Consider the following 19,777-nt stretch of genomic DNA (forward strand, 5'->3'; position numbering starts at 1 on the left):
CTTGCGCCGGATAAAGATTTTTATTTGTGAATATTTTTTCTATTTTATTATTAAACATATTGTAGCTCCCCAATACCCAACTTATCAAGTTTTCCATAGGGTGGAATCCAAACCTTCACAACAACCAAAAACGCCGTGCAGCTGGCTGCACGGCGTTTTTGGTAATTTACTTTTTGCAGTTTCTCTATTTCAACGGCTTAATCACAAAACTATAATTCAGTTTTCCAAAAGGTATCCTGTATTGCTCCAGTGGCTGTGAGCCCCAGCTGTCGATCCCCTGCACACCGGATTGCTGAAGATCCACATGCATGAATACCTGGTCGCGTGCCATCATTTCTCCGCTATGGTATTGCTTTTTATCCGCTTCCGGGTCCAGGTCATCCAGACTATATGGCAAGGCGGCAAAGTTGAACAAGGTAGTGCCCGCGCTTTCTATGCGGATACCTTTTCCTTTTTTGTTAGTCATGGTCACCCAGCGAACATCTGTTTTGTTACCACTTTCCTGCGGGCGCGCATACGGGAAATATTGCGCGGCTACATTGGAGTTATACAATCCAACGAAAGACGCCGTTTTTCTGTCCCAGTAGTTCTCCCATGGGCCACGGCCGTACCAGCTGATCTGGTCAAACTGTTTGGCCAGTTGCATATCCGCACCGTAGCGCAGTAAAATTTTATGATCTCCTTTAAGGCCTTCAAAGGTATTGTTCACCAAAATGGAGCCATCGGCAGCAATGGTGTAGGTTTGCACAGAAGTTGCATCACCATTGAGCAGACTAGCTTTGAATGTAACGGTAACGGCTGATGGTTTTTCATCCGTGGTAGCCGTAACAGTTGCCTTACTGTATGCATCGCGCCAGTTACGCAGGCGATGGTTATAATCCGCACCAATATCATTGTCGGTTGGTGCACGCCAGAAGGCAGGCTGCGGGCCGTTCTCAATTATATTTTCGCCATTGATTTTATAGGAAGACAATAACCCATGCACCAGATCGAAGTTCACTTCAAAGGCAGCACCCTTTACTTTCAGTGTTTGCCCATCTTTGGCAACAGTCAGCTTACCATTGGCAGGAGCCGCTGCCGGAGCGGTTGCCGGTGTACTGTAGGCAAACTGTTCTGCTGCAATTTCATAACCCGCCGGCAGGAATGGTTCGGCAGCTTTCAGCACATAGCGTACATTCAAAAAGTATTCTTTGTTTCCGGTTATTTTAGTTTTAGGAGAGATAGTAATGGCCGCTGAATCCTGTGCTGCCACGTTCAGGTTGGCTATACTACCGCGTTCCGCTACTCTCCCATCTTCCAGTAATTCCCAGTTTAACTGGTAATTGGAAAGATCCCGGAAGAAGTAGGCGTTACGTACGGAAACACCATTGGCAGTACGGCTGGTTTTTACGTGCTGATACACTTTCTTTACTTCAATAGCCATGGGCGTTAGTTCACGATGGGCGGTCACCACTCCCTTCACACAGAAGTTATTATCGCTGAAAGTTTCATTTACAGGCCCGCTCAGTGGGAAGTCGCCACCATAGGCCAATATACGCTTACCATTTTTAACAGTATCAATGCCCTGGTCAATCCACTCCCAGATGAAGCCACCCTGCAGGTATGGATTATTTTCAATAGCGGTCCAGTATTCCTGGAAGTTACCGAGACTATTACCCATGATGTGAGCGTATTCGCTCATGATCATCGGGCGGTCAGGATTACGCTGCGCATACCGTACCAGTGAATTAGGGCCAGGATATTGCGGCACAATGATGTCGGTGTTATAGTCATGTTCTGCGCGCTCGTATTGGACCGGACGGGTATCATGTGCTTTTAGCCAGTCGTATGCTTCATAGAAATTTACGCCATTGCCGGCTTCATTTCCCAGCGACCAGGTAATTACGGCGGTATGGTTTTTATCCCGCTCGTACATACGTAAAACACGCTCCAGGTGGGGCATGCGCCATTGCTTATCGTTAGCAAGCGTATAGCCGAGATCGTAGTAACGGCCATGCGATTCAATATTTGCCTCATCAATCACGTACAAACCGTATTCATCGCAAAGCTGCATCCAGTAAGGATCAGGAGGATAGTGAGAATGACGCACCGCGTTTACGTTGAGCTTTTTCATCATCTCCATATCCTTACGCATATCGTCGTGCGTGAGGGTGTGGCCTTGGGTAGCGTTGTGCTCGTGGCGGTTTACCCCTTTGAGGAATACCCGTTTACCATTCACGAGGAAGTTACGGTCTTTCAGTTCAATGGAACGGAAGCCAACGCGCTGTGGTATTACCTCCAGCACGTTGCCCGTTTTATCTTTCAGGGTGATGTAAAGCGTGTATAGATAAGGCACTTCGGCGGACCATTTTTTTACCGCCGGAATTTCTTTTTTGAAAGCAACATTGGATTTATAATTGCCCAGCACTTTTTGTACGGTGGAAGTTTCTTCCTCGTATACCGTTTTGCCGGTAGCATCTGTTAGTTTCACTGCCACGGAAAAGGTATCCGGTTTGCTGTGGTTGGTGCGCTGATCAATGCGATAGCTGTTTACTTCCAGGTTCACGTCCAGTATACCGTTGGTATAGGATTGATCCAGGCCTGCCGCAATTTTAAAATCGCGCACATCCATTTTAGGGGTCGCATAGAGGTATACATCTCTTTCGATCCCGGAGATGCGCCACATATCCTGGCATTCCAGGTAGGAGCCATCGCTCCAGCGGTAAACCTGCAGTGCTACCAGGTTTTCACCTGGCTTAAGGTATTTGGTAATGTCGAATTCCGCAGCCAGTTTACTGTCTTCACTATACCCTACTTTCTTTCCATTTATCCAGATGTAAAAGGCCGATTTGACTGCACCTAAGTGAATGAACACCTGCTTGCCGCTCCAGTTTTGCGGCAGGGTGAACTTCCGGCGGTAAGAGCCCACCGGGTTGTTATCTTCAGGGATATCGAATGGAGGGTTGAGAGCGGCTCCCATTTTAGCGCGACCCGTAAACTCATATGGATGGTTCACGTAGATGGGCAGTCCATAACCGTTTACTTCCCAGTTGGCCGGCACTTTAAATGTATCCCAGTTACTGTCGTTATAGTCCGGCAGGTAAAAATCAGCGGGGCGCTTGCGGGGGTCCTGTACCCAGTTAAATTTCCAGGGTCCGTTGAGCGACATAAAATTGGCTGATTTCTCTTTGGCTTGCTGTTGCGCCAGGGATTCATTTTCAAAAGCAAAGGCCGAAGCACGCATCGGCATTCGGTTTACAGATACTACTTCCGGGGTTTGGAGTTCGGAAGGTAATTGCTGTGCGTGCAACTTTATGGCAAAGCTCACGCATGCGGCAAGAAGTAATTTTCCTTTCATTGTTCAGTATAAAATAATTTGTTCATCGCTGCTGCTACACACTTTCAAAGGCACGGACGCTAAGAAAAGTATTATTTCCGAAAGTACTCAATAATTGTGATGAGCGTAAAAAATACGTTTCTTAATTTCCTGATAAAAAAAAGCATCCCCAGCGGCGGATGCTGTGGGATGCTCACTCCTGCTACATCAATACTCAGGCTTTAGGGAATGGCGGATTGGTAACAGTGGCCAACCGTTCTTTTGCTTTAGATATCCGTCTTCCCCTGAAGAAGAGATAAAGATTAAGGAATAACATAACACCCAGGTATATAAAGAAGCCTCCCAGTTTAGAACTCAGCGCCTCCAGCATTTCCTGGTGCGTTTCCAGACCATAGCTGATCTGCATTATTTTTACGCCAAACCCCAGGTTCAGCAAATAAAATCCGGTTTCAAAGAGTTTGTTGGTGCTCATGGCAATTTCTACGCGACCATTGAAGATATCGAGCATAAACACTTTACTGTTTTTAAATAAGGTGTACGCAACAAACCAGGTAACAACGGCTACCACGGGGAGGTAGATCAGGTAAGCAGTGTAGTTGAATGTGTGGTTCATATTGATGTGTTTTTATTTGTGGAGATGAAAATTTCGCTTTCCTAGGAGGTAAATACCCAGCATGTTCATACAGTGGATGGCACCCAGCGTCAACATAATCCTGCCCGTCATCTGCGCTACTGATGCTATCACTTCCAGCCAGTTGTGCAGGACCTCCCAGGTGCTGATCATGAGGGTGGCATAGCCCAGGTTTAGTAAGTAATAGCCGGTGAGTAATATCCTGTTGATGGCATCCGTCGTTTGTGCGTCACCGTTAAAAAAGTGCAGGATAAACACGCGCCCGTTGCGGTAAAAAAGCCATCCCACCTGCACGGTGATTACCCAGGTAATCGTTAGGTAAATGAGGTATGCGAGGATATTCATCGCTGTTTGCTTTTGTTGAAACAAAGCTATATCAGTTTTCCGAATTTTCAAAATATTCTGAAAGTTTAGTATTTACAAACTTTCAGAAAGTTATCAGGTCTCTCTGCAAACAATTGAAATTGAATAAGCCGCTGGGGCGGCGGCAAAAAAATACCCGGAAAAGTGGACATGGTCACAACTTTCCGGGTATTTCCCGGGGGGAACGAGCTCCCCCATTATTTCCTACTACCAGGGTTGGGCATTACTATTTCTTCAGTACGCGGACATTATCCACCTTTCCTGGCATTTCTCAGGGAAATTAGCTCCCCCATTATTCCCTGCTACCAGGGTTGGGCATTACTATTTCTTCAGTACATTATCAACAGCACAAATATTACTGGCACTGAACTGCAGCAGTATCGCAAAAAAGGCTACGTGAATCAGTTGCGAAGGAATGTAATCCCAGCTTTCAATCATGCTGCTGCCGAAAATAAGCGCAGTCATTACCAGTGCCCCGGCTATCAGCGCAGGTCTGGTGAACAAGCCAGCTAACAGCAATAAGCCAATGATGAATTCGGCAATAGGAAGGATGTAACTGAAAGGTACTACCAAAACTGCCGGCAGCATGGATTTTTCAAAGGAGCCTACCATCCAGCTGCTGAAGCCATGCAGCTTTGGTAATCGCACCAGGCCATGACCAAACATGCTGGCGGCTACCGCCAGTCGTAATAACAAATAAACCGTTGCGTTCATGTATCATTAAATTTTATGATACAAAGATGCGCAGAACTGCCCGGGTGTAACTAGTATAATTAGGTGGTTTATTTGTACAATTCTTGGATCTACCACCATTTACGGTTGGCGGGGTATTGCCGGATGCTGGTCATATTATTCACCAACACCGCTACCAGCAACAGTATCGCTACGCCAGTGGCTACCGGGCTGATTACATACCAGTATCCCAGCTTGCGGATTGCGGGAGAGCCGGCAATTGCCAGCAAAGCAGTGGCGCCCCCAGGTGGATGTACGGTTTTGGTCATCTGCATCACAATCAGGCTCAATGCCACCGCCAGCGCACAGGCCAGCCATTCCAGCTCAGGCCAGGGAATCAGAAATCGTACAGTAACGCCCACAATGGCACTAAAGATATGTCCGCCAATCAGATTACGCGGTTGGGCGAGCGGACTTTGTGTATGCCCGTAAATCAGTACAGCAGAGGCTCCGAAAGAGCCGATCAGAAATAGGTTATCTTTTACCGGCAAATAAAAATGGCTCAACATCCCCACTGCTGCTATCCCTACAAAAGCGCCCACAAAAGACCATATAATATTTTGCTTATCAATCATGGTTTCCCTGTACATCACGTACCGGGCCACACGTATGCTACGTTTAATCCTGTGTTTCATAATAATCGTGGCGCAAAATTAATATTTGGCTCCCACAATTAAAACACTACTTGTTATTATCCAGCTGCCGGATAATGTTATTCACCTCTGTTTCGGTAGCCCGCAGCTTCTGCTGGCAAAAGGCAATCAGTTCAGCGGCACGCTTTACCTTTTCTGCTAACAGGTCCACGGAAACCGTTTCCTGCTCTATCTCTCCGGCTATTTCCTGCAGCTCCAGGTAGGCCGCATCATATGTCAGTTCCTCGCTCATCTGTATTGGATTTAGATTGGACTACTGCCTGAATGGCGGCATCCTGTAATTGAATGGTTATATGATTACCGGCAATAATATCTGTGGCATCTTTCAATAGCTGTCCGTCTTTGTATACCAGCGCAAATCCTCTCCTGAGCATACTTTCAGGTGCCAGCATTTTAAAAAACTGCGCCTGCTGCCATAACTTTTCCTGCTCCCGCTGCAAACGCGTGAGTGGCCTTGCCTGCAACGATGCCTGCATATACTGCACCTGTTGCTGCTGCTGCCTGAGCAGCTGCTTCGCTCCAAGGCCTATACCATGCTGCATGTGCAGCAGTTCTTCTCTCCCTACACCTATAACAGACCTGGCTTTATTGATAATATCCTGTTGGAGATGGTACATTTGGCGGTTGCCAATGGCCACGGCCTGCTGGGCACGCACAAGTATACGCTGCCTGAATTGTAACAGTTCCTCTTCATAACCACGATTATGCGCTATGATCAGCTCTGCCGCCTTGGTAGGGGTTTTAACGGCCGTATGTGCCATCATATCCGTTACGGTCTCATTTTTCTGGTGACCGATCCCCGTAATCACCGGAATCGGAAACCTCGCCACTACCCTGCCCAGCTGATAGCTGTCGAACAACAGGAAATCTGTTTGTGCACCCCCACCGCGGATAATCACCACGGCATCATAGGCCTTTCCGGCGTTGAAAACATCCAACATGCGCTGCTGTACCAGCTCCGCATTGGCTTCGCCCTGCACCACCGTAAAATAAGTATCGAGTGTAAACGTATAGCCAAAACCGTTATTCACCAGCGTATGATGGAAGTCCTGGTAGCCGGCACTGTTACCGGAAGTAACCACGGCTATCTGCTGTATCACCGCCGGCAGCGGCAGTTCCTGGTTGCGGGTAATATAACGGTCGTCCACCAGCCGCACGGCATCTGCATTCTCTGCGAGCAACCGTGCTAATGTCAGCTGCTTCTGCTGCTCCAGCTGTCCTATCGTAAAGCTGATATCCACATCCTGCACTGTCACCTGCAACCCATGTACCTGGTGATAACTCACGGTTACCTGCACCAGCACATGAATGTTATTGCGGAACGGCTGCCCGGTGATCAGTTCAAAAGCTTTGATCTGCTTGCTGCCATTACCCCAGGCGTTGGCAGCCACGCGGGCAACAATGCCACTGCGCTCATCTTTTTCCACCAAATCAAAGTAATGAATGCCTTTATCGGGATAGAAGGAATGGCTGGTAATATCAGCTTTCACCCAATAGCTTTGCCCGGCAAAGGCTTGCTGTACCACTGCCCGTATACGGGCGCTCAGCTCTGATAAGCGTATAGCGTTAGGGTGACTCATACTGCGAAGATAAAGAAATTGGCAGCAGCCTATTAATATTCGGTAATGCCGAGGCGGGCAAAAAATTCTTCTTCCCGCAACTCCAGCACCTCGCCGGAACGGAGGTCTCCCAGCGTAATATCCTCAATAGATACCCGCACCAGGCGTTGACAGCGATGCCGGATATGGTCCAGCATTTTGCGGATCTGGTGAAACTTGCCTTCCACCAGCGTCATTCGAAGCCAGGTATGCGGATGATCGTTATAGTCGCCGGGCCGGTTGGCCAGGTTATCCGGCGGCGTAGTGCGATCCACCTCACAAGGCAGGGTGGTATAATCTTCCTTGTGGCCGGACATAAACGTGATACCGTTGCGAAGTACATCAATGCTCTCATCCGTCACAATATTTTTTGCTTTCACCACATAAGTACGTTTATGCGGTACCGTGCCCTGGAAAAGCAATTTGGTCACCTTCTTGTTGGTAGTGAGCAACAGCAGCCCTTCGGAGGCATTATCGAGTCGCCCGATGGCATGGGTACCTTCCGGAAAATCAAAATCAAGATCCCCCAGCAACCGCACGGGATGCGGACTTACAAACTGAGAAACCATATTATAAGGCTTATGTACTACGAAATATCGGTGACCACTACTATTCATGATGAGCGCAAAGGTACAGAATTAAGTAACTTTGCCGCATGGACGGACAATACAGAAAAGATATCTATCCCGGACTGGAGGTAGGCATCATACTCAAAAAAGACCAGCGCAGCGGCAAAAAAACCTATGGTATCGTAAAAGATCTGCTCACTTCAGCGGCCTATCATTCCCGCGGTATCAAGGTGCGCCTGGAAGATGGCCAGATAGGCCGCGTAGCCGAAATCATCGGATAATCCTTACATTTGCCCGCATACCCAACTACTTACTAACTCATTACTTGCTAAAACGAATGGATCAGTTAATTTTTCACTGGGCTGGAAATCTTAGGTTTTTGCGTAAACGGAAAGGCTTAACACAACAGCAGCTCGCAGATGCCACCACCATAAAAAAAGGTCGCCTGGCCGCACAGGAAAGCGGTAAAACCCGCAACCCGCGTATGGAAGACCAGGTACGCATCTCCACCTACTTCAATATTGCGGTGGATCATCTGATTAAATCAGACCTCACCGCGCTTACGGCAGAACAGTTGTACGACCTGGAAACTGCCGCACCGCTCGATATAACCGGTAAGCATATACGCGTATTACCCATCACCGTTAACAGCGACAACGAAGAGAACATGGAATTTGTACCGGTGAAAGCGAAAGCCGGCTACAGCCGCGGGTTTAGCGATCCAGAATTCATTGCATCTCTCCCTAAATTTTCCTTGCCAGGATTACCAAGAGAAAAAACAATCCGTATGTTTCCGGTGAGTGGCGACAGCATGCAGCCCATCCCTGATGGCAGCCATGTGATTGCACAATATGTGGACGATTGGAGCGTGGTAAAATCAGATACCCCTTGTGTAGTAGTGCTGAAAGACGAGGAAGATATTTTGTTTAAACTGGTGGACAACACCATGAAACTAGATGGCACACTACGCCTGCACTCCCTTAACCCGACTTACAAGCCGTTTAAAGTGAATGCCAACGAAGTGTCCGAAATATGGAAATTCATCGGGTATGTAAGCCGCGAAATGCCGGCTGCCAGCTGATTATTTATTCACCAACGCCAGCTGGCCCAGGTGATAGGAAATATGCGTGAGCCTCGACAGTAACACATTAAAACGGTTTCTGTGAGGCTCCTTTTCAAACTCCTCCGGCGTCACCATGGTATGGCGCTCCAGCCACTGCTCAGGTGGCAACTCCCTGAAAGCCGCACTAACAGCAGCATTCACATCTTTCCAATAACTCCTTAACTCCCCGGGCATAGGCAAAGCCGTTTCAGGACTATCGGGATGGGTGATAAAGAACTCATCCAGATTCGGATACCTGCGCTCCCCCAGTCCCAGCAAGGGCAACAGCATGTCGTGTACCGCCGTCATATGCCCGAGAATATAAATAATCCGGTTCCTGCCTGGAGCCACCTGCAGGTACATGTCCTCATCCTTGTAATTATCAAATGCTGTGGTCATTCGTTTTACCTGGCTGTCCCAGTTGGAGAGTGTAATGGCTAATAATGGGTTTGTGTTCATGGAAATATTGATATTAATAAGTTCTGATCCAATCGAGTACATACGCAGCATCTTCCTCCCAGGTTGGCTGCCCCAGCACAAAATGATTGCGCCCGGGCACCTCCCTGAATTGTGTCAGATAGCCGTTCTGTTTATACCTTTTAAAATTTGAATACACGAGTGAAGGCGGCACCAGGCGATCATTGCTGCCACTGATAAGCAACAGGGGGGCATGCGGCTTGCTGAAATCTATTTTCGCAGCAGCCGTGAGTCCATCCCGCAGGATACGCCTGGATTCAGGCACGGCATATTGCTCATAGGCCTGCAATTGCTGCTGATGCGGCATACCGTTCGTAAATGCGTACTGCCATTCTTTAAACGACAGCAGGTAAGGGTGGTTAGCCGAAGTATAAAAACCCAGGGGCTTAAAGGTGGACTTCAGCACTGAATATCTCAATGAATACACACCGAGCGGTGGTACCGGATGTATAGCAATGCCGGCCGCGCCAACATTACGTTGCAATAAAAGCTGAGTGATAAGGCCTCCCAGCGAATGCCCCATGATAATAGGTGTTTCAGCCTGTACACTCGCGATATCACCGTAGTAATGAACAAGGTCGCGCAGGCGGATACTGGCTACCAGCGGGTCCGGATGACGCTCCCGCAATGCCGGCACTGCCAGATTTTTATGCGGCCAGGGCGGCGCAATCACTTTATACCCATGCTGCTCGAAATAACGTTTCCAGTTATCCCACAGTGTGGCGGTTACAAAGGCGCCATGGATCAATAAAATCGTTCTTGTATTCAGTTCTCTCATACCGGAATTTTGGGATCAGTTGCTGATACCAAAATTCCCATAATGCAGATGGGCGGCAAATGACAAACGGCAAAAAAAAGTATTGATAAATATCAACTACTCATTTTTCAGATAGGCCTGCTTACGAATACGGCTCAGTGTTTCAGGGGATATGCCCAGGTAAGAGGCTATCATATTCTGAGGGAATCGCTGTATAAATGCAGGCTGATGCTTCAGCATATCCAGGTATCGCTCTTCTGCCGTTAACGTGATGGCTGCATGAATCCGCTTTTGTGCGGCTACTGCATGGCGTTTATCCATTTCGGCAGTAAGGATGCGCATAGCCGGAATGCTGTGGCGGATCTCCCACCAGTCGTCGTAATGAATCTGCAACAGTTCGGAATCTTCCCATGCATCAATATTGTAAGAAGACACCGACCCCAGTTCAAAGCTTTCCCTGTCGGACATCCACCAGTCCTCAATGCCAAACTGCACAATATGTTCCACTCCCTTATCGTCCACAGTGTATTGGCGCAGCGCTCCTTTGGTAATAAATGACAGGTGGCGGCACACATCTCCTTCCTGTAGCAGGTATTGCCGCTTACGAATTTTGCGGGGTTTAAAGGCGCCTTGTAATGATAACAGCTCCTCTTCTGAAATGGGGTGCTCCGTATATCGCCGGATATAGTTAAAAAAAGTTTCCATAAAGTGGTTAAATGACGGATTTCTAAGATAAGCAATAATTAGCAGGCTGCGGTATTCCTGCGGTACAACATCTATCTGACGAAAGGATAGAAAGCAAGTGGTTTCCAGGGCCCATGCAGGTATTTCCAGGTATAAATACCCGTCGTTTTCACCTGAAAGGGTGAAAAATCTTCCATTAATTTTTCTCTCGTTTGGGAAGCTTTAAAAGTGGTCACCTTATTTTGAATAGTAATATGTGGGCGCAGTGGTTGCTGGTCTTGTTTAATGAGATGCGGGAGCCACTGCTGCTGCATGGCAGCGTGAAACGACGACAGCGCTTCGCTGTGCAACGAATATGCACAACCCTGCCCAAAGGAAAAAACACCCGTGACATCCAGCAACAACGGTGGTCTGCCAGCCAGCCCTGGGAGCGCCGACAGTATACCTTCCTCCTCATCAGGAAGTTTGTAAAACAAGGTAATATGCGCGTCCAGGTAGTTGGCATGCGCGGGGAAATGAGCTGCACGCAGCGCATTGAAATACGCCTGTGCACTATCTTCCATTTGTAGCGTAAGAATCATATCCGCTGCAATTTAAAGTTAATCCGTGGTTATTTATATTTGCAGCAAGAGCTTACCACAGTGATAGAAGAAACGGATATACGAAATGGCAACCTAGTGGCCTATTATGATCGCAACATGCAGGAAAGCATCTTTGCAGTAGAGGGGGTATGGCAGGGATTTATCTATAATTCCGGCCTGCCGCTCAGCAAGATCCCCTGCCAGAAGGCCAACCCCATTCCGCTGGAGATCAGCTGGCTGGAAAACTTCGGGTTCCTCCCCGGCGATGCCGATCATGGAGAAGATCCAAATGTCTGGTCCCTGAAATACAACCGCCTCCACAGCGTGCATATAAGGGTGCAGCAAGGCATCTTTCAGCCCGTGGCCGACAGTCCCTCCGGGCAAGTGCCCTACGGCCGTCCGCTGGCACATGTACACCAGTTGCAGAATCTTTTCCATGCCCTCACCATGGAGGACCTGTAAATGTCACTTTTAACCCCTATTTTGTCTTAATCCACCATTTCCCCGGAACAACATTGCCAGTACTTTTGTATAAGAAATTATCCACCAAAAAACCTTAGTATATGGCAAGTGTAACTCCTTATCTGAACTTCAACGGTCACTGCGAACAGGCCTTTCTGCAATATGAAACTGTGTTCGGCACAAAAATCGCCTTCCTCTCCCGCTTCAGTGAAATGCCGCCGGAGCATCCCTGTGACCCGGAAGAAAAAGAAAAAATAATGCACGTGATGCTGCCTATCGGCAATGGTACCGTGCTGATGGGCAGTGATACTCCCAAAGACTACCAAAAACCCGAAACAGCTTCCGCCTCCTTTGCCGTAGCGGTTGCGCCGGAAAGCGAAGAGGAAGCAGATCGCATTTTCAATGGCCTCTCCGAAGGTGGTAACATCACCATGCCAATCGCAAAAACTTTCTGGGCAGAAAAATTCGGGATGTGCGTGGACCGCTGGGGGGTGAACTGGATGGTGAACTACGTGAAACAATAAACGAAAATGACTGAAACTAAAAAAGTCTGCACCACGTAGGATGCAGACTTTTTTATTGGTTCAATCAAAGGCCTAACTGCGCTGTGCAGGATAGGCGTCGCGATTCTTCTCCAGCTCTCCTATAAAGGGTATTGCATTAAGGATAGATGACTTAATGGCGTTTTGCAGATATAGTTCCAGTTGCATGAACTTAGCTGCATTTTTGCCACCTAATACCTTGGAAAATTTCTTGAAATATCTTTGATAGAATTTATCATATGAAAGGTCGTTCGATAATGTCCGTTTAGCCAGTGACGTGGCTGCTTCGTCATCTAAAGTTTCGTACATCCGGCTGTAATCCTGGAGTATGGCCAGGCGCTCGCGGCTCAGGGAACGGCGGTCGGACTCATACTGATCATAGAGCGACCAAAACGGATCATTACTACCATTCTTGAAATCCATATACTGTGTGACCAGTGCCTTCTTCTCCTTCCCAAACACAGATTGAATCGTTTTCAAATCACTATCGTCCTGTGCAAATACCATGTTGCCGAAACAAAGCATAACCAGTAACAGTACATATCTCATAAAAAGCCAGTTTTCAAGGAGATATAACACAGGTTTCCTGCAAATGTTCAGGATATCCAGATAAAATTAACACGATGGGCATAGGGGTATACCTTAGGGGATCGTGTCGGAGGTAATATCTAATTTATCTGTGATGTTAAAAAAACTACCGATCTTATTACTGTTAGGCGCTGCGACCCAGGCCCAGGCGCAGTTGGGCGCTACCTCCCTCAAAGGACCAGGCATTGGCATCAGTACCGATTACCTCCCGGCCAGCCGCTATATCCGTCCGGAAGACAGCGTAAAAACCCAGTCCACCACCAGTCAGCTCCGTTATAATTTCGGCGCCAGCTTTGTGCTGTCGTCAAAAATGGATACCGCTACCCGTAAGCTGCGGATGTGGACCGCCGATTTATCCGGCTCCTACACTAAACTGGACAACAAGGACTATACGAAAACCATATTTCCCGGGGAGCTGCTACAGGCTTCTGCCGGCCTCAAATACATCCATTCACTTAACAACAACTGGACTTTGCTGGCCATGGTCAATGGTACCGTTGGTACGGACATGGAAGAAATCACTTTCGATGATCTCTTCCTCCAGGGCGGTGTCATCTTCATGAAACAGCATAACAAACGGTTTGCTTATGGCGTGGGCGTGGTACTCACCAATGCTTTTGGTACCCCAATGGTGCTGCCGGCCTTTGGTATCCAGTATAAAACCGATAACCGCTTTAAATTGGATATTAATTTCCCGGAGAAGATCTCTATCGGCACGCAGCTCAATAGCTTTACAGACCTGGCACTGGCTGTACGTGTACGCGGTGGGGCTTATGATGCCACCCATGGTGTAGCAGGTAAAAAACTGATGAGTTATTCAGAATTCAGTGCGGGCCTGGAAAGCACCTGGCACCTGGGACACCAGTTTGATTTTGTCCTATCCTGCGGCAGCATCCTGGCCAGCCAGGTATCCTATTCGGATAAAAAATTATCAGAGATGTTTAAAGAGAAACCAAGCCACCGGCTGGCTACCAATGTGTTTATGAGTGCGGGCCTGCGTTGGAATATGCCGCATAAATAAATTTATTCGTAACGTAATGCTTCGATAGGATCTAGTCTGCTGGCCTTTTGCGCCGGGTAATACCCGAAAAAAACACCGGTAAACGCACACACCAGAAACGATAATATAATAGAGCTTTCGGATACCAGTGTAGGCCATCCTAACAATACGTTGATAAGCGTGGAGGTGGTAACACCCAGCACCACTCCAATGATACCGCCCGTAATACTGATGATAATGGCTTCCACCAGGAATTGCAATAATATGTCAATGCCTCGTGCGCCGATGGACATACGCAGGCCAATTTCGCGGGTACGCTCGGTTACAGAAACATACATGATGTTCATAATGCCGATGCCGCCAATCACCAGTGAAATTCCTGCAATGGCAGTGAGTAATACCGTGAGCAGGCTGCTGGTAGAGCTGAGTGTTTTGATCAACTCTGCCATCGTCCTTACCTGGAAATCATTTTCATCCGAAGCACGTAGCCGGTGCGTGCTTCGCAGTATCGCGGTGATCTGATCTACCGCAGCTTCTGAAGATTCTTCGTTGATGGCAGATGCCTGGATATTTTGCAGGTAAATACTGGCCAGTACGCGCTTTTGAATAGTCGTATATGGCGCCACGATGATATCGTCCTGGTCCTGTCCGAAGGAACTCACCCCTTTAGGCGCCAGCGTACCTATTACCTGCAACGGTATCTTATTAAAACGTATGACTTTGCCGATGGGATTCTCACCGCTCGGAAAAAGGTTATCCACCACGGTTTTGCCCAGCAGGCAAACCTTGGCGGCAGCCGCTACATCTGATTCTGAATATAATATCCCATCCTGCAGGGTGAGCTTGCGGATATCAAAGTAATCAGTGTTCCCTCCCTGCAATTGGGTAGGCCAGTTGAGGGCGCCGGAAATGGATTGTCCCCTGGAAGAAGATACCGGCGATACTGCGGACAACAAAGTCGCCTGCTTTTGCAAGGCTTCCACATCTGTCACACGGAGTGTTTGCACGCTGGAACCCTCCAGGCGTGCGCCACCAGCCACATTGCTGGCAGGCATGATGGTGATCATGTTGGAGCCCATGTTGCCGAGCTGCGACTGAATACTTTCCTTGGAACCCTCCCCTATGGCCACCATGGCAATTACGGCGGCCACGCCGATGATGATCCCGAGCATGGTAAGGAAGGCCCGCAGCTTATTGCGTTGCAGGGCGAGTAAGGCGAGCCGTATGAGATTGAAAATGCTCATAGCAATATTTTAGTAGTCGTCCGATACCGGAAGCGCTGCCAGCGCCTCTTTGGCGGAACGTACATTTTCATTTAAATAATCCTTTTGCACGCGGCCGTCGCGGAGCATAATGGTGCGACTGCTAAACGCCGCGATATCCGGTTCATGCGTTACAAACACGATGGTTTTGCCTTGCTGGTTCAGCTCCTGCATCAGCGCCATAATTTCGTAGGAGGTGCGTGTATCGAGGTTCCCGGTGGCCTCATCGGCGAGGATCATCACGGGCTCGTTCACAAGCGCGCGGGCAATGGCCACGCGCTGTTGTTGTCCGCCGGAAAGCTGGCTGGGGGTATGATCCAGTCGCTCCGCCAGCTTCACCGCCTCCAGGGCTTTGATGGCTCTTTCCCGGCGCTGGTGCGTGTTAATGGCTTTATTGTAAAACAGGGGCAGCTCCACATTTTCCAGTGCGGAAGTACGGGGCAGCAGGTTGTATGCCTGGAACACGAAACCTATTTTAAGGTTACGCACCTTCGCCAGTTCGTTGCGGGACTGGTTACCTACATTGGTACCGTCGAGCATATAAGTACCGGAGGTAGGTTTATCAAGGCAGCCAAGAATATTGAGCAGCGTGGTTTTCCCGCTGCCGCTGCTACCCATGATGGTCACAAACTCTCCTGCGTCCACGGTGAAATGGATACCTTTCAGGGCTCTCACTACTTCCGTGCCCATGTGAAACTCACGTTTGATATCGTCTATTTCTAATATTTTCTTCGTCATCGTCTTCTTCCCATTTTAGGCATGAACGGAGAGCCGCCGCTCTGGCTGGCGGTGGACGTAGTAGTGCCTCCTTCCTGCCCGGTGATCAGCTTATCATTGATGGAAAGGCCATGCAGCACTTCCAGCTGGGTATTATCATCGAGGCCGGTACGGATACGTTTTTGCTGCAGGGTATCACCACGGAGCACCCATACATAGTTAACGGTACCTTCCCGCACTTTCCGGTCAGTCACGCGGTTGGTGTCTTTAGGCTCTGGTGGTGCGTTGCGGCGTACTGCCGGAAGTATGATATATTGTTTGGACAAACTCGCAGAATCCGGTCTGAACTTGAGGGCACGTACGGGAATAAGCAGGGCACTGTCGCGCTCTGCGGTATAGATCGTGACGTTTGCCGTCATACCGGGTTTCAGTTTCATCTGGTTATTGCTGGCGTTGATGATGGTGTTATAGGTCACCACATTCGATGAAACGCTGGGCTGCAGGCGGATTTCCTGTACACGCCCATCAAATACATCATCCAGGTAGGCGTCTACGGTGAAGGATACACGCAGGCTGTCGCGCACCTCTCCGATATCCGCTTCATCTACGCTGGCTTCCACCTGCATCTTGGTAATATCTTTTGCAATAACAAACAACGTTGGTGTGTTGAAACTTGCTGCTACTGTTTGCCCTATGCTCACATTTCTATTGAGTACCACCCCATCAATCGGGGAATAAATATTGGTAAAATCGAGGTTTGTTCTGGCCGACTTCAATTGTGCTGTAACAGCGGCTACATTGGCTTTGGCGGCGTTTAACTGGTAGGAGGCGTTATCGTAATCGGCGCGACTGATAGCCCCTGTTTTATAGAGCAGTTCCTGGCGGCCGAAGTTAGCCGTTTGGTAGGTAAGGTTGCTGTTGGCAACTGCCAGCTGACCGGAAAACTGATCCACCGATGCCTGAAACAGGGTTTGGTCCAGCTGTGCCAGTAACTGGCCCTTTTTCACCTGGGAATTAAAGTCTACATAAAGGTATTTCAGGTATCCGGATACCTGTGTACCCACGGCCACCGTATCAACAGGCTGAATGGTGCCGGTGGCGGTAACGGTAGTGGAAATGTTGCCATACCGGGGAAACTCTGTGGTGAATGTTGCTTTTACAGGTGGCTTTCTGAAAAAGAAATACCAGATCAGCAGGAGTGCCAACAGCACTACTGCAACTATTATGATCACCCGTTTATATTTTGCCATAGCTGTCAGCTTTTATAGTTTTACCGGGATGCCCCTGTAAAAATCATAGATCCTTATATTAAGTGCTGCATTGTATTTCGACTGAACGTAAGCCTGAACTGCCTGAATGTAGAGGTTCTTTTGCTGAAGAAACTCTACGATATTGGCCACGCCTACTTTCAGTTGTTCATTAGCAATGCGGTAGCTTTCCTGTACGTATTTAAACTGCTCCACGGCGGCGTCGTACTGGCCCTGCGCATTGAGTACATTGATGTAGGCCTGTTCCACATCCTGGGAGAGGTTTGTTTTTGTATTCTGGAGATTGAGGTGCGATTGATCGATATTGATTTTTGCCTTTTCAATATTGGTTTTATTCACTTTTCTTGTGAAGATGGGCACCGACAGTGTGAGTCCTATTTGCTGGTAAAAATTATTATCCAACTGTTTGAAATAGGCAAAATCATTACCGGTGAGATAGTTGCTGGACAAGGACCCGCCGGCGGTGAGCACGGGCAAACGTGCTGCTCTGGCTTTGGCCAGGTCCAGGTGTGCCACATCCACGTTCAGGTTGCCGCTTTTGATTTCCGGGCGGGTGTCAAATGCTTCCTGCTGGGCCTCATCCACAGGGGTGAGCAAACCGGTGGCCATAAGTGTATCCGGCGCCACGATATCAAAAGGTTTACCGGTGGGCAATTGTAATATTTGCTTCAGGGTAAGCATATTTTGCCGGCGTGTATTCTCTGCCGTTATGAGTGTATACTTGTCATTGGCCAGCTGGGCCTGTAGCTGTGCCAGGTCTTTGAGGGCGATACTTCCTACATCATACTGCTGTTGTGCCCTTGCTACCTGTGCTTCGGAGGTTGTTACAATATCTTTTATGTAGATGATATTTTCCCTGGCTAGCAGGATGTTCAGATAGGATTGGGTAATCAGCAGGGTAATATCGTTCATCTGCTGTGCAATGCTGAGATCTGCCACCTGCGTAAGTATATTTTTCTGTTGTATATCTCTGTTGAGATAGCCACCGTTGTAGATGGTGACGCTGGAGTTCACGCTGTAGCTGCCGGAAGCGGCGGTACCGTAAGACGTGCTGTTGTTGGTGTTTTTACCACCGGTAAAATTCTGTGTGGCGGAGGCGTTCAGGTTAGGCAGCCTGGCGGCTCTGGACAGGATCAAGTCCTGCTCACTCGTTTGCCGGCTGAGCCGCAGACTGTTGAGTGTAATATTATAGCGCATGGCGTAATCGAGGCATTGCTGCAGGTCCCACTCTACCGGTGAAACAGAATCTGCCGGCGCCTGAGCAAAGCTACCGGTTACCAGTAGCAGCAGCACCCAGGTGAATATGGCCTTTGGCATCTGCCTGAAAAAATTATTAATCCCCTGTGATGGTATCATAAACCCTGCTATATTTAAATCCATGATGGGTTACGCTGATTTGTCCGCCAAACTTCAAGCCGGAAACGCTGGAATGGTGGTGATGATGTCGGACGATAACAGTATCTAACATTGCTTAACATTAAATAACATTTGGGTATTTTTTGATCCACTGAGATTTTTTTGAGCGAATTTCAAATGACACGTTCGGTCTCATTTGGGGGTGTTCCGCGCTGCGCGCGGGCGGCTTTCTGGCCCGCTTTGCCTACGAAGGTCGTTACCTGTTTGCTGTAGGGGCGCACTGGTGGTGCGCCCCTACAACGTTTTGACCAGCGCCGAAGGCGCTGGTCAAAACGTTGTACTAAATCATATAACAATAGAATTTCATTAAGGTTGTATTTTTGGCCACAACTATGGAAACGATCATAATAGCAGTGGTAGTTGCGCTGGCCGCTGCGTTGGTAGTAATTAAGAAAAAGCTCACACTGGCAGCCGGCATTACCGGGTGGCTGGTGGCGATGGCTATATATATGGGTACCCGTTATGAAGGGTTGGCTTACCTGGCTTTATTTTTTGGGAGTGCTACCTGGGCGACGCGGCATCAGCGAGGTGTTAAATCCAACGTAGAAGAACATACGGAAATCCGTAAGGCCTCCCAGGTGCTGGCCAATGGCGGCGTAGCTGCGTTGCTGGGTTTGGCAGCCTGGCTGTTTCCTCCCTACCAGCCTTTATTTACGCTGCTGATGGCCGCGGGCTTTGCATCCGCCACGGCAGATACCCTATCGTCTGAACTTGGAACGGTGTATGGCAGCCGGTTTTACAATGTTATTTCCTGGAAAAAAGATACCCGTGGGCTGGATGGTGTGGTAAGTTTGGAAGGCACGCTGATAGGCGCCGCAGGTGCCATTGCCGTTGCAGGCGTGTATGCAGCCTTCCGCCAGGTGGATGCCGGCTGTATCATTATCGCGCTAAGTGGTATACTGGGGAATTATATTGATTCGGTATTGGGTGCCACGCTGGAAAGAAAGCAGCAACTGAATAATGATATGGTGAATGTGCTGAATACCGTGGGGGCGGTTGCGATTGCATTAATACTTTATTTTTTTCTCTTTTAGGTTGACCTCCGGTCAACCTAAAAGA

23 protein-coding genes are annotated in these 19,777 nt (G+C 48.6%); 6 read left to right on the forward strand and 17 right to left on the reverse strand.

Features of this window, described 5'->3' with window-relative positions:
* Positions 1–184 precede the first annotated feature (184 nt).
* From KW844_RS05610 to KW844_RS05645, 8 genes are all read right to left on the reverse strand, one after another.
* The gene (locus tag KW844_RS05610; protein ID WP_218375733.1) at positions 185–3,337 is read right to left on the reverse strand and encodes a glycoside hydrolase family 2 TIM barrel-domain containing protein; all 3,153 of its coding nucleotides are present in this window, start codon (positions 3,335–3,337) and stop codon (positions 185–187) included.
* A gap of 193 nt (positions 3,338–3,530) precedes the next feature.
* Entirely contained in the window at positions 3,531–3,929 is a 399-nt protein-coding gene (locus KW844_RS05615) for a hypothetical protein (protein WP_218375734.1), read from the reverse strand.
* 12 nt (positions 3,930–3,941) lie between these two features.
* Positions 3,942–4,292 (reverse strand): hypothetical protein, encoded by a 351-nt coding sequence (locus KW844_RS05620; RefSeq protein WP_218375735.1) that lies wholly within the window; start codon positions 4,290–4,292, stop codon positions 3,942–3,944.
* Between the two features lie 339 nt (positions 4,293–4,631).
* A complete protein-coding gene (locus KW844_RS05625; protein WP_218375736.1) occupies positions 4,632–5,024 on the reverse strand; it encodes a DoxX family membrane protein in 393 nt (130 codons plus the stop codon).
* Positions 5,025–5,113: 89 nt separating this feature from the next.
* Positions 5,114–5,677, reverse strand: a complete 564-nt coding sequence (locus KW844_RS05630) for an HPP family protein (RefSeq protein WP_255578239.1) — start codon at positions 5,675–5,677, stop codon at positions 5,114–5,116.
* A 46-nt stretch (positions 5,678–5,723) separates the two neighbouring features.
* Positions 5,724–5,927 carry an exodeoxyribonuclease VII small subunit gene (xseB, locus tag KW844_RS05635; protein WP_218375737.1) on the reverse strand — a complete coding sequence of 68 codons (204 nt, stop codon included), beginning with the start codon at positions 5,925–5,927 and terminating at the stop codon, positions 5,724–5,726.
* Entirely contained in the window at positions 5,905–7,275 is a 1,371-nt protein-coding gene (gene xseA / locus KW844_RS05640) for an exodeoxyribonuclease VII large subunit (RefSeq protein ID WP_218375738.1), read from the reverse strand. The genes xseB and xseA overlap by 23 nt, the downstream gene beginning before the upstream one ends.
* A gap of 32 nt (positions 7,276–7,307) precedes the next feature.
* Entirely contained in the window at positions 7,308–7,910 is a 603-nt protein-coding gene (locus KW844_RS05645; protein WP_218375739.1) for a pseudouridine synthase, read from the reverse strand.
* Between the two features lie 38 nt (positions 7,911–7,948).
* Here KW844_RS05645 and KW844_RS05650 point away from each other — a divergent pair, with 38 nt between their 5' ends.
* Both KW844_RS05650 and KW844_RS05655 read left to right on the forward strand, forming a co-directional pair.
* Positions 7,949–8,143 carry a YwbE family protein gene (locus KW844_RS05650; protein WP_073086560.1) on the forward strand — a complete coding sequence of 65 codons (195 nt, stop codon included), beginning with the start codon at positions 7,949–7,951 and terminating at the stop codon, positions 8,141–8,143.
* Positions 8,144–8,241: 98 nt separating this feature from the next.
* Positions 8,242–8,943, forward strand: a complete 702-nt coding sequence (locus KW844_RS05655; protein ID WP_218375740.1) for an XRE family transcriptional regulator — start codon at positions 8,242–8,244, stop codon at positions 8,941–8,943.
* Here KW844_RS05655 and KW844_RS05660 read toward each other — a convergent pair whose 3' ends face one another.
* The 4 genes from KW844_RS05660 to KW844_RS05675 all read right to left on the reverse strand — a co-directional run bounded on the left by KW844_RS05660 (position 8,944) and on the right by KW844_RS05675 (position 11,463).
* The gene (locus KW844_RS05660; RefSeq protein WP_218375741.1) at positions 8,944–9,423 is read right to left on the reverse strand and encodes a DinB family protein; all 480 of its coding nucleotides are present in this window, start codon (positions 9,421–9,423) and stop codon (positions 8,944–8,946) included.
* Positions 9,424–9,436: 13 nt separating this feature from the next.
* Positions 9,437–10,219, reverse strand: a complete 783-nt coding sequence (locus KW844_RS05665; protein WP_218375742.1) for an alpha/beta hydrolase — start codon at positions 10,217–10,219, stop codon at positions 9,437–9,439.
* A gap of 96 nt (positions 10,220–10,315) precedes the next feature.
* Positions 10,316–10,903, reverse strand: coding sequence for a Crp/Fnr family transcriptional regulator (locus KW844_RS05670; RefSeq protein WP_218375743.1), 588 nt, complete (start codon positions 10,901–10,903; stop codon positions 10,316–10,318).
* A gap of 71 nt (positions 10,904–10,974) precedes the next feature.
* Positions 10,975–11,463 (reverse strand): 2'-5' RNA ligase family protein, encoded by a 489-nt coding sequence (locus KW844_RS05675; protein ID WP_218375744.1) that lies wholly within the window; start codon positions 11,461–11,463, stop codon positions 10,975–10,977.
* Between the two features lie 39 nt (positions 11,464–11,502).
* Here KW844_RS05675 and KW844_RS05680 point away from each other — a divergent pair, with 39 nt between their 5' ends.
* Both KW844_RS05680 and KW844_RS05685 read left to right on the forward strand, forming a co-directional pair.
* The gene (locus tag KW844_RS05680) at positions 11,503–11,925 is read left to right on the forward strand and encodes a hypothetical protein (RefSeq protein WP_218375745.1); all 423 of its coding nucleotides are present in this window, start codon (positions 11,503–11,505) and stop codon (positions 11,923–11,925) included.
* A 101-nt stretch (positions 11,926–12,026) separates the two neighbouring features.
* On the forward strand, positions 12,027–12,449 hold the full coding sequence (locus KW844_RS05685) for a VOC family protein (RefSeq protein WP_218375746.1): 423 nt from the start codon (positions 12,027–12,029) through the stop codon (positions 12,447–12,449).
* A 72-nt stretch (positions 12,450–12,521) separates the two neighbouring features.
* Here KW844_RS05685 and KW844_RS05690 read toward each other — a convergent pair whose 3' ends face one another.
* The gene (locus KW844_RS05690; RefSeq protein ID WP_218375747.1) at positions 12,522–13,016 is read right to left on the reverse strand and encodes a hypothetical protein; all 495 of its coding nucleotides are present in this window, start codon (positions 13,014–13,016) and stop codon (positions 12,522–12,524) included.
* Positions 13,017–13,149: 133 nt separating this feature from the next.
* On the opposite strand from KW844_RS05690, the gene KW844_RS05695 reads away from it, so the two are divergent.
* Positions 13,150–14,076, forward strand: coding sequence for a DUF6268 family outer membrane beta-barrel protein (locus KW844_RS05695; protein WP_218375748.1), 927 nt, complete (start codon positions 13,150–13,152; stop codon positions 14,074–14,076).
* Positions 14,077–14,078: 2 nt separating this feature from the next.
* On the opposite strand, the gene KW844_RS05700 is transcribed toward KW844_RS05695, so the two are convergent.
* From KW844_RS05700 to KW844_RS05715, 4 genes are read right to left on the reverse strand one after another with little or no spacing between them, the layout of a single operon-like run.
* Positions 14,079–15,299 carry an ABC transporter permease gene (locus tag KW844_RS05700; protein ID WP_218375749.1) on the reverse strand — a complete coding sequence of 407 codons (1,221 nt, stop codon included), beginning with the start codon at positions 15,297–15,299 and terminating at the stop codon, positions 14,079–14,081.
* Positions 15,300–15,308: 9 nt separating this feature from the next.
* Positions 15,309–16,055, reverse strand: a complete 747-nt coding sequence (locus KW844_RS05705) for an ABC transporter ATP-binding protein (RefSeq protein ID WP_255578241.1) — start codon at positions 16,053–16,055, stop codon at positions 15,309–15,311.
* The gene (locus KW844_RS05710; RefSeq protein WP_218375750.1) at positions 16,052–17,284 is read right to left on the reverse strand and encodes an efflux RND transporter periplasmic adaptor subunit; all 1,233 of its coding nucleotides are present in this window, start codon (positions 17,282–17,284) and stop codon (positions 16,052–16,054) included. The genes KW844_RS05705 and KW844_RS05710 overlap by 4 nt, the downstream gene beginning before the upstream one ends.
* 12 nt (positions 17,285–17,296) lie before the next feature.
* Positions 17,297–18,658, reverse strand: coding sequence for a TolC family protein (locus tag KW844_RS05715; protein ID WP_255578242.1), 1,362 nt, complete (start codon positions 18,656–18,658; stop codon positions 17,297–17,299).
* Between the two features lie 392 nt (positions 18,659–19,050).
* On the opposite strand from KW844_RS05715, the gene KW844_RS05720 reads away from it, so the two are divergent.
* Positions 19,051–19,752, forward strand: coding sequence for a DUF92 domain-containing protein (locus tag KW844_RS05720; protein WP_218375751.1), 702 nt, complete (start codon positions 19,051–19,053; stop codon positions 19,750–19,752).
* The last annotated feature ends 25 nt before the right edge of the window (positions 19,753–19,777 follow it).

This window comes from Chitinophaga sp. sic0106 (assembly GCF_019219075.1).
Lineage (GTDB): Bacteria > Bacteroidota > Bacteroidia > Chitinophagales > Chitinophagaceae > Chitinophaga.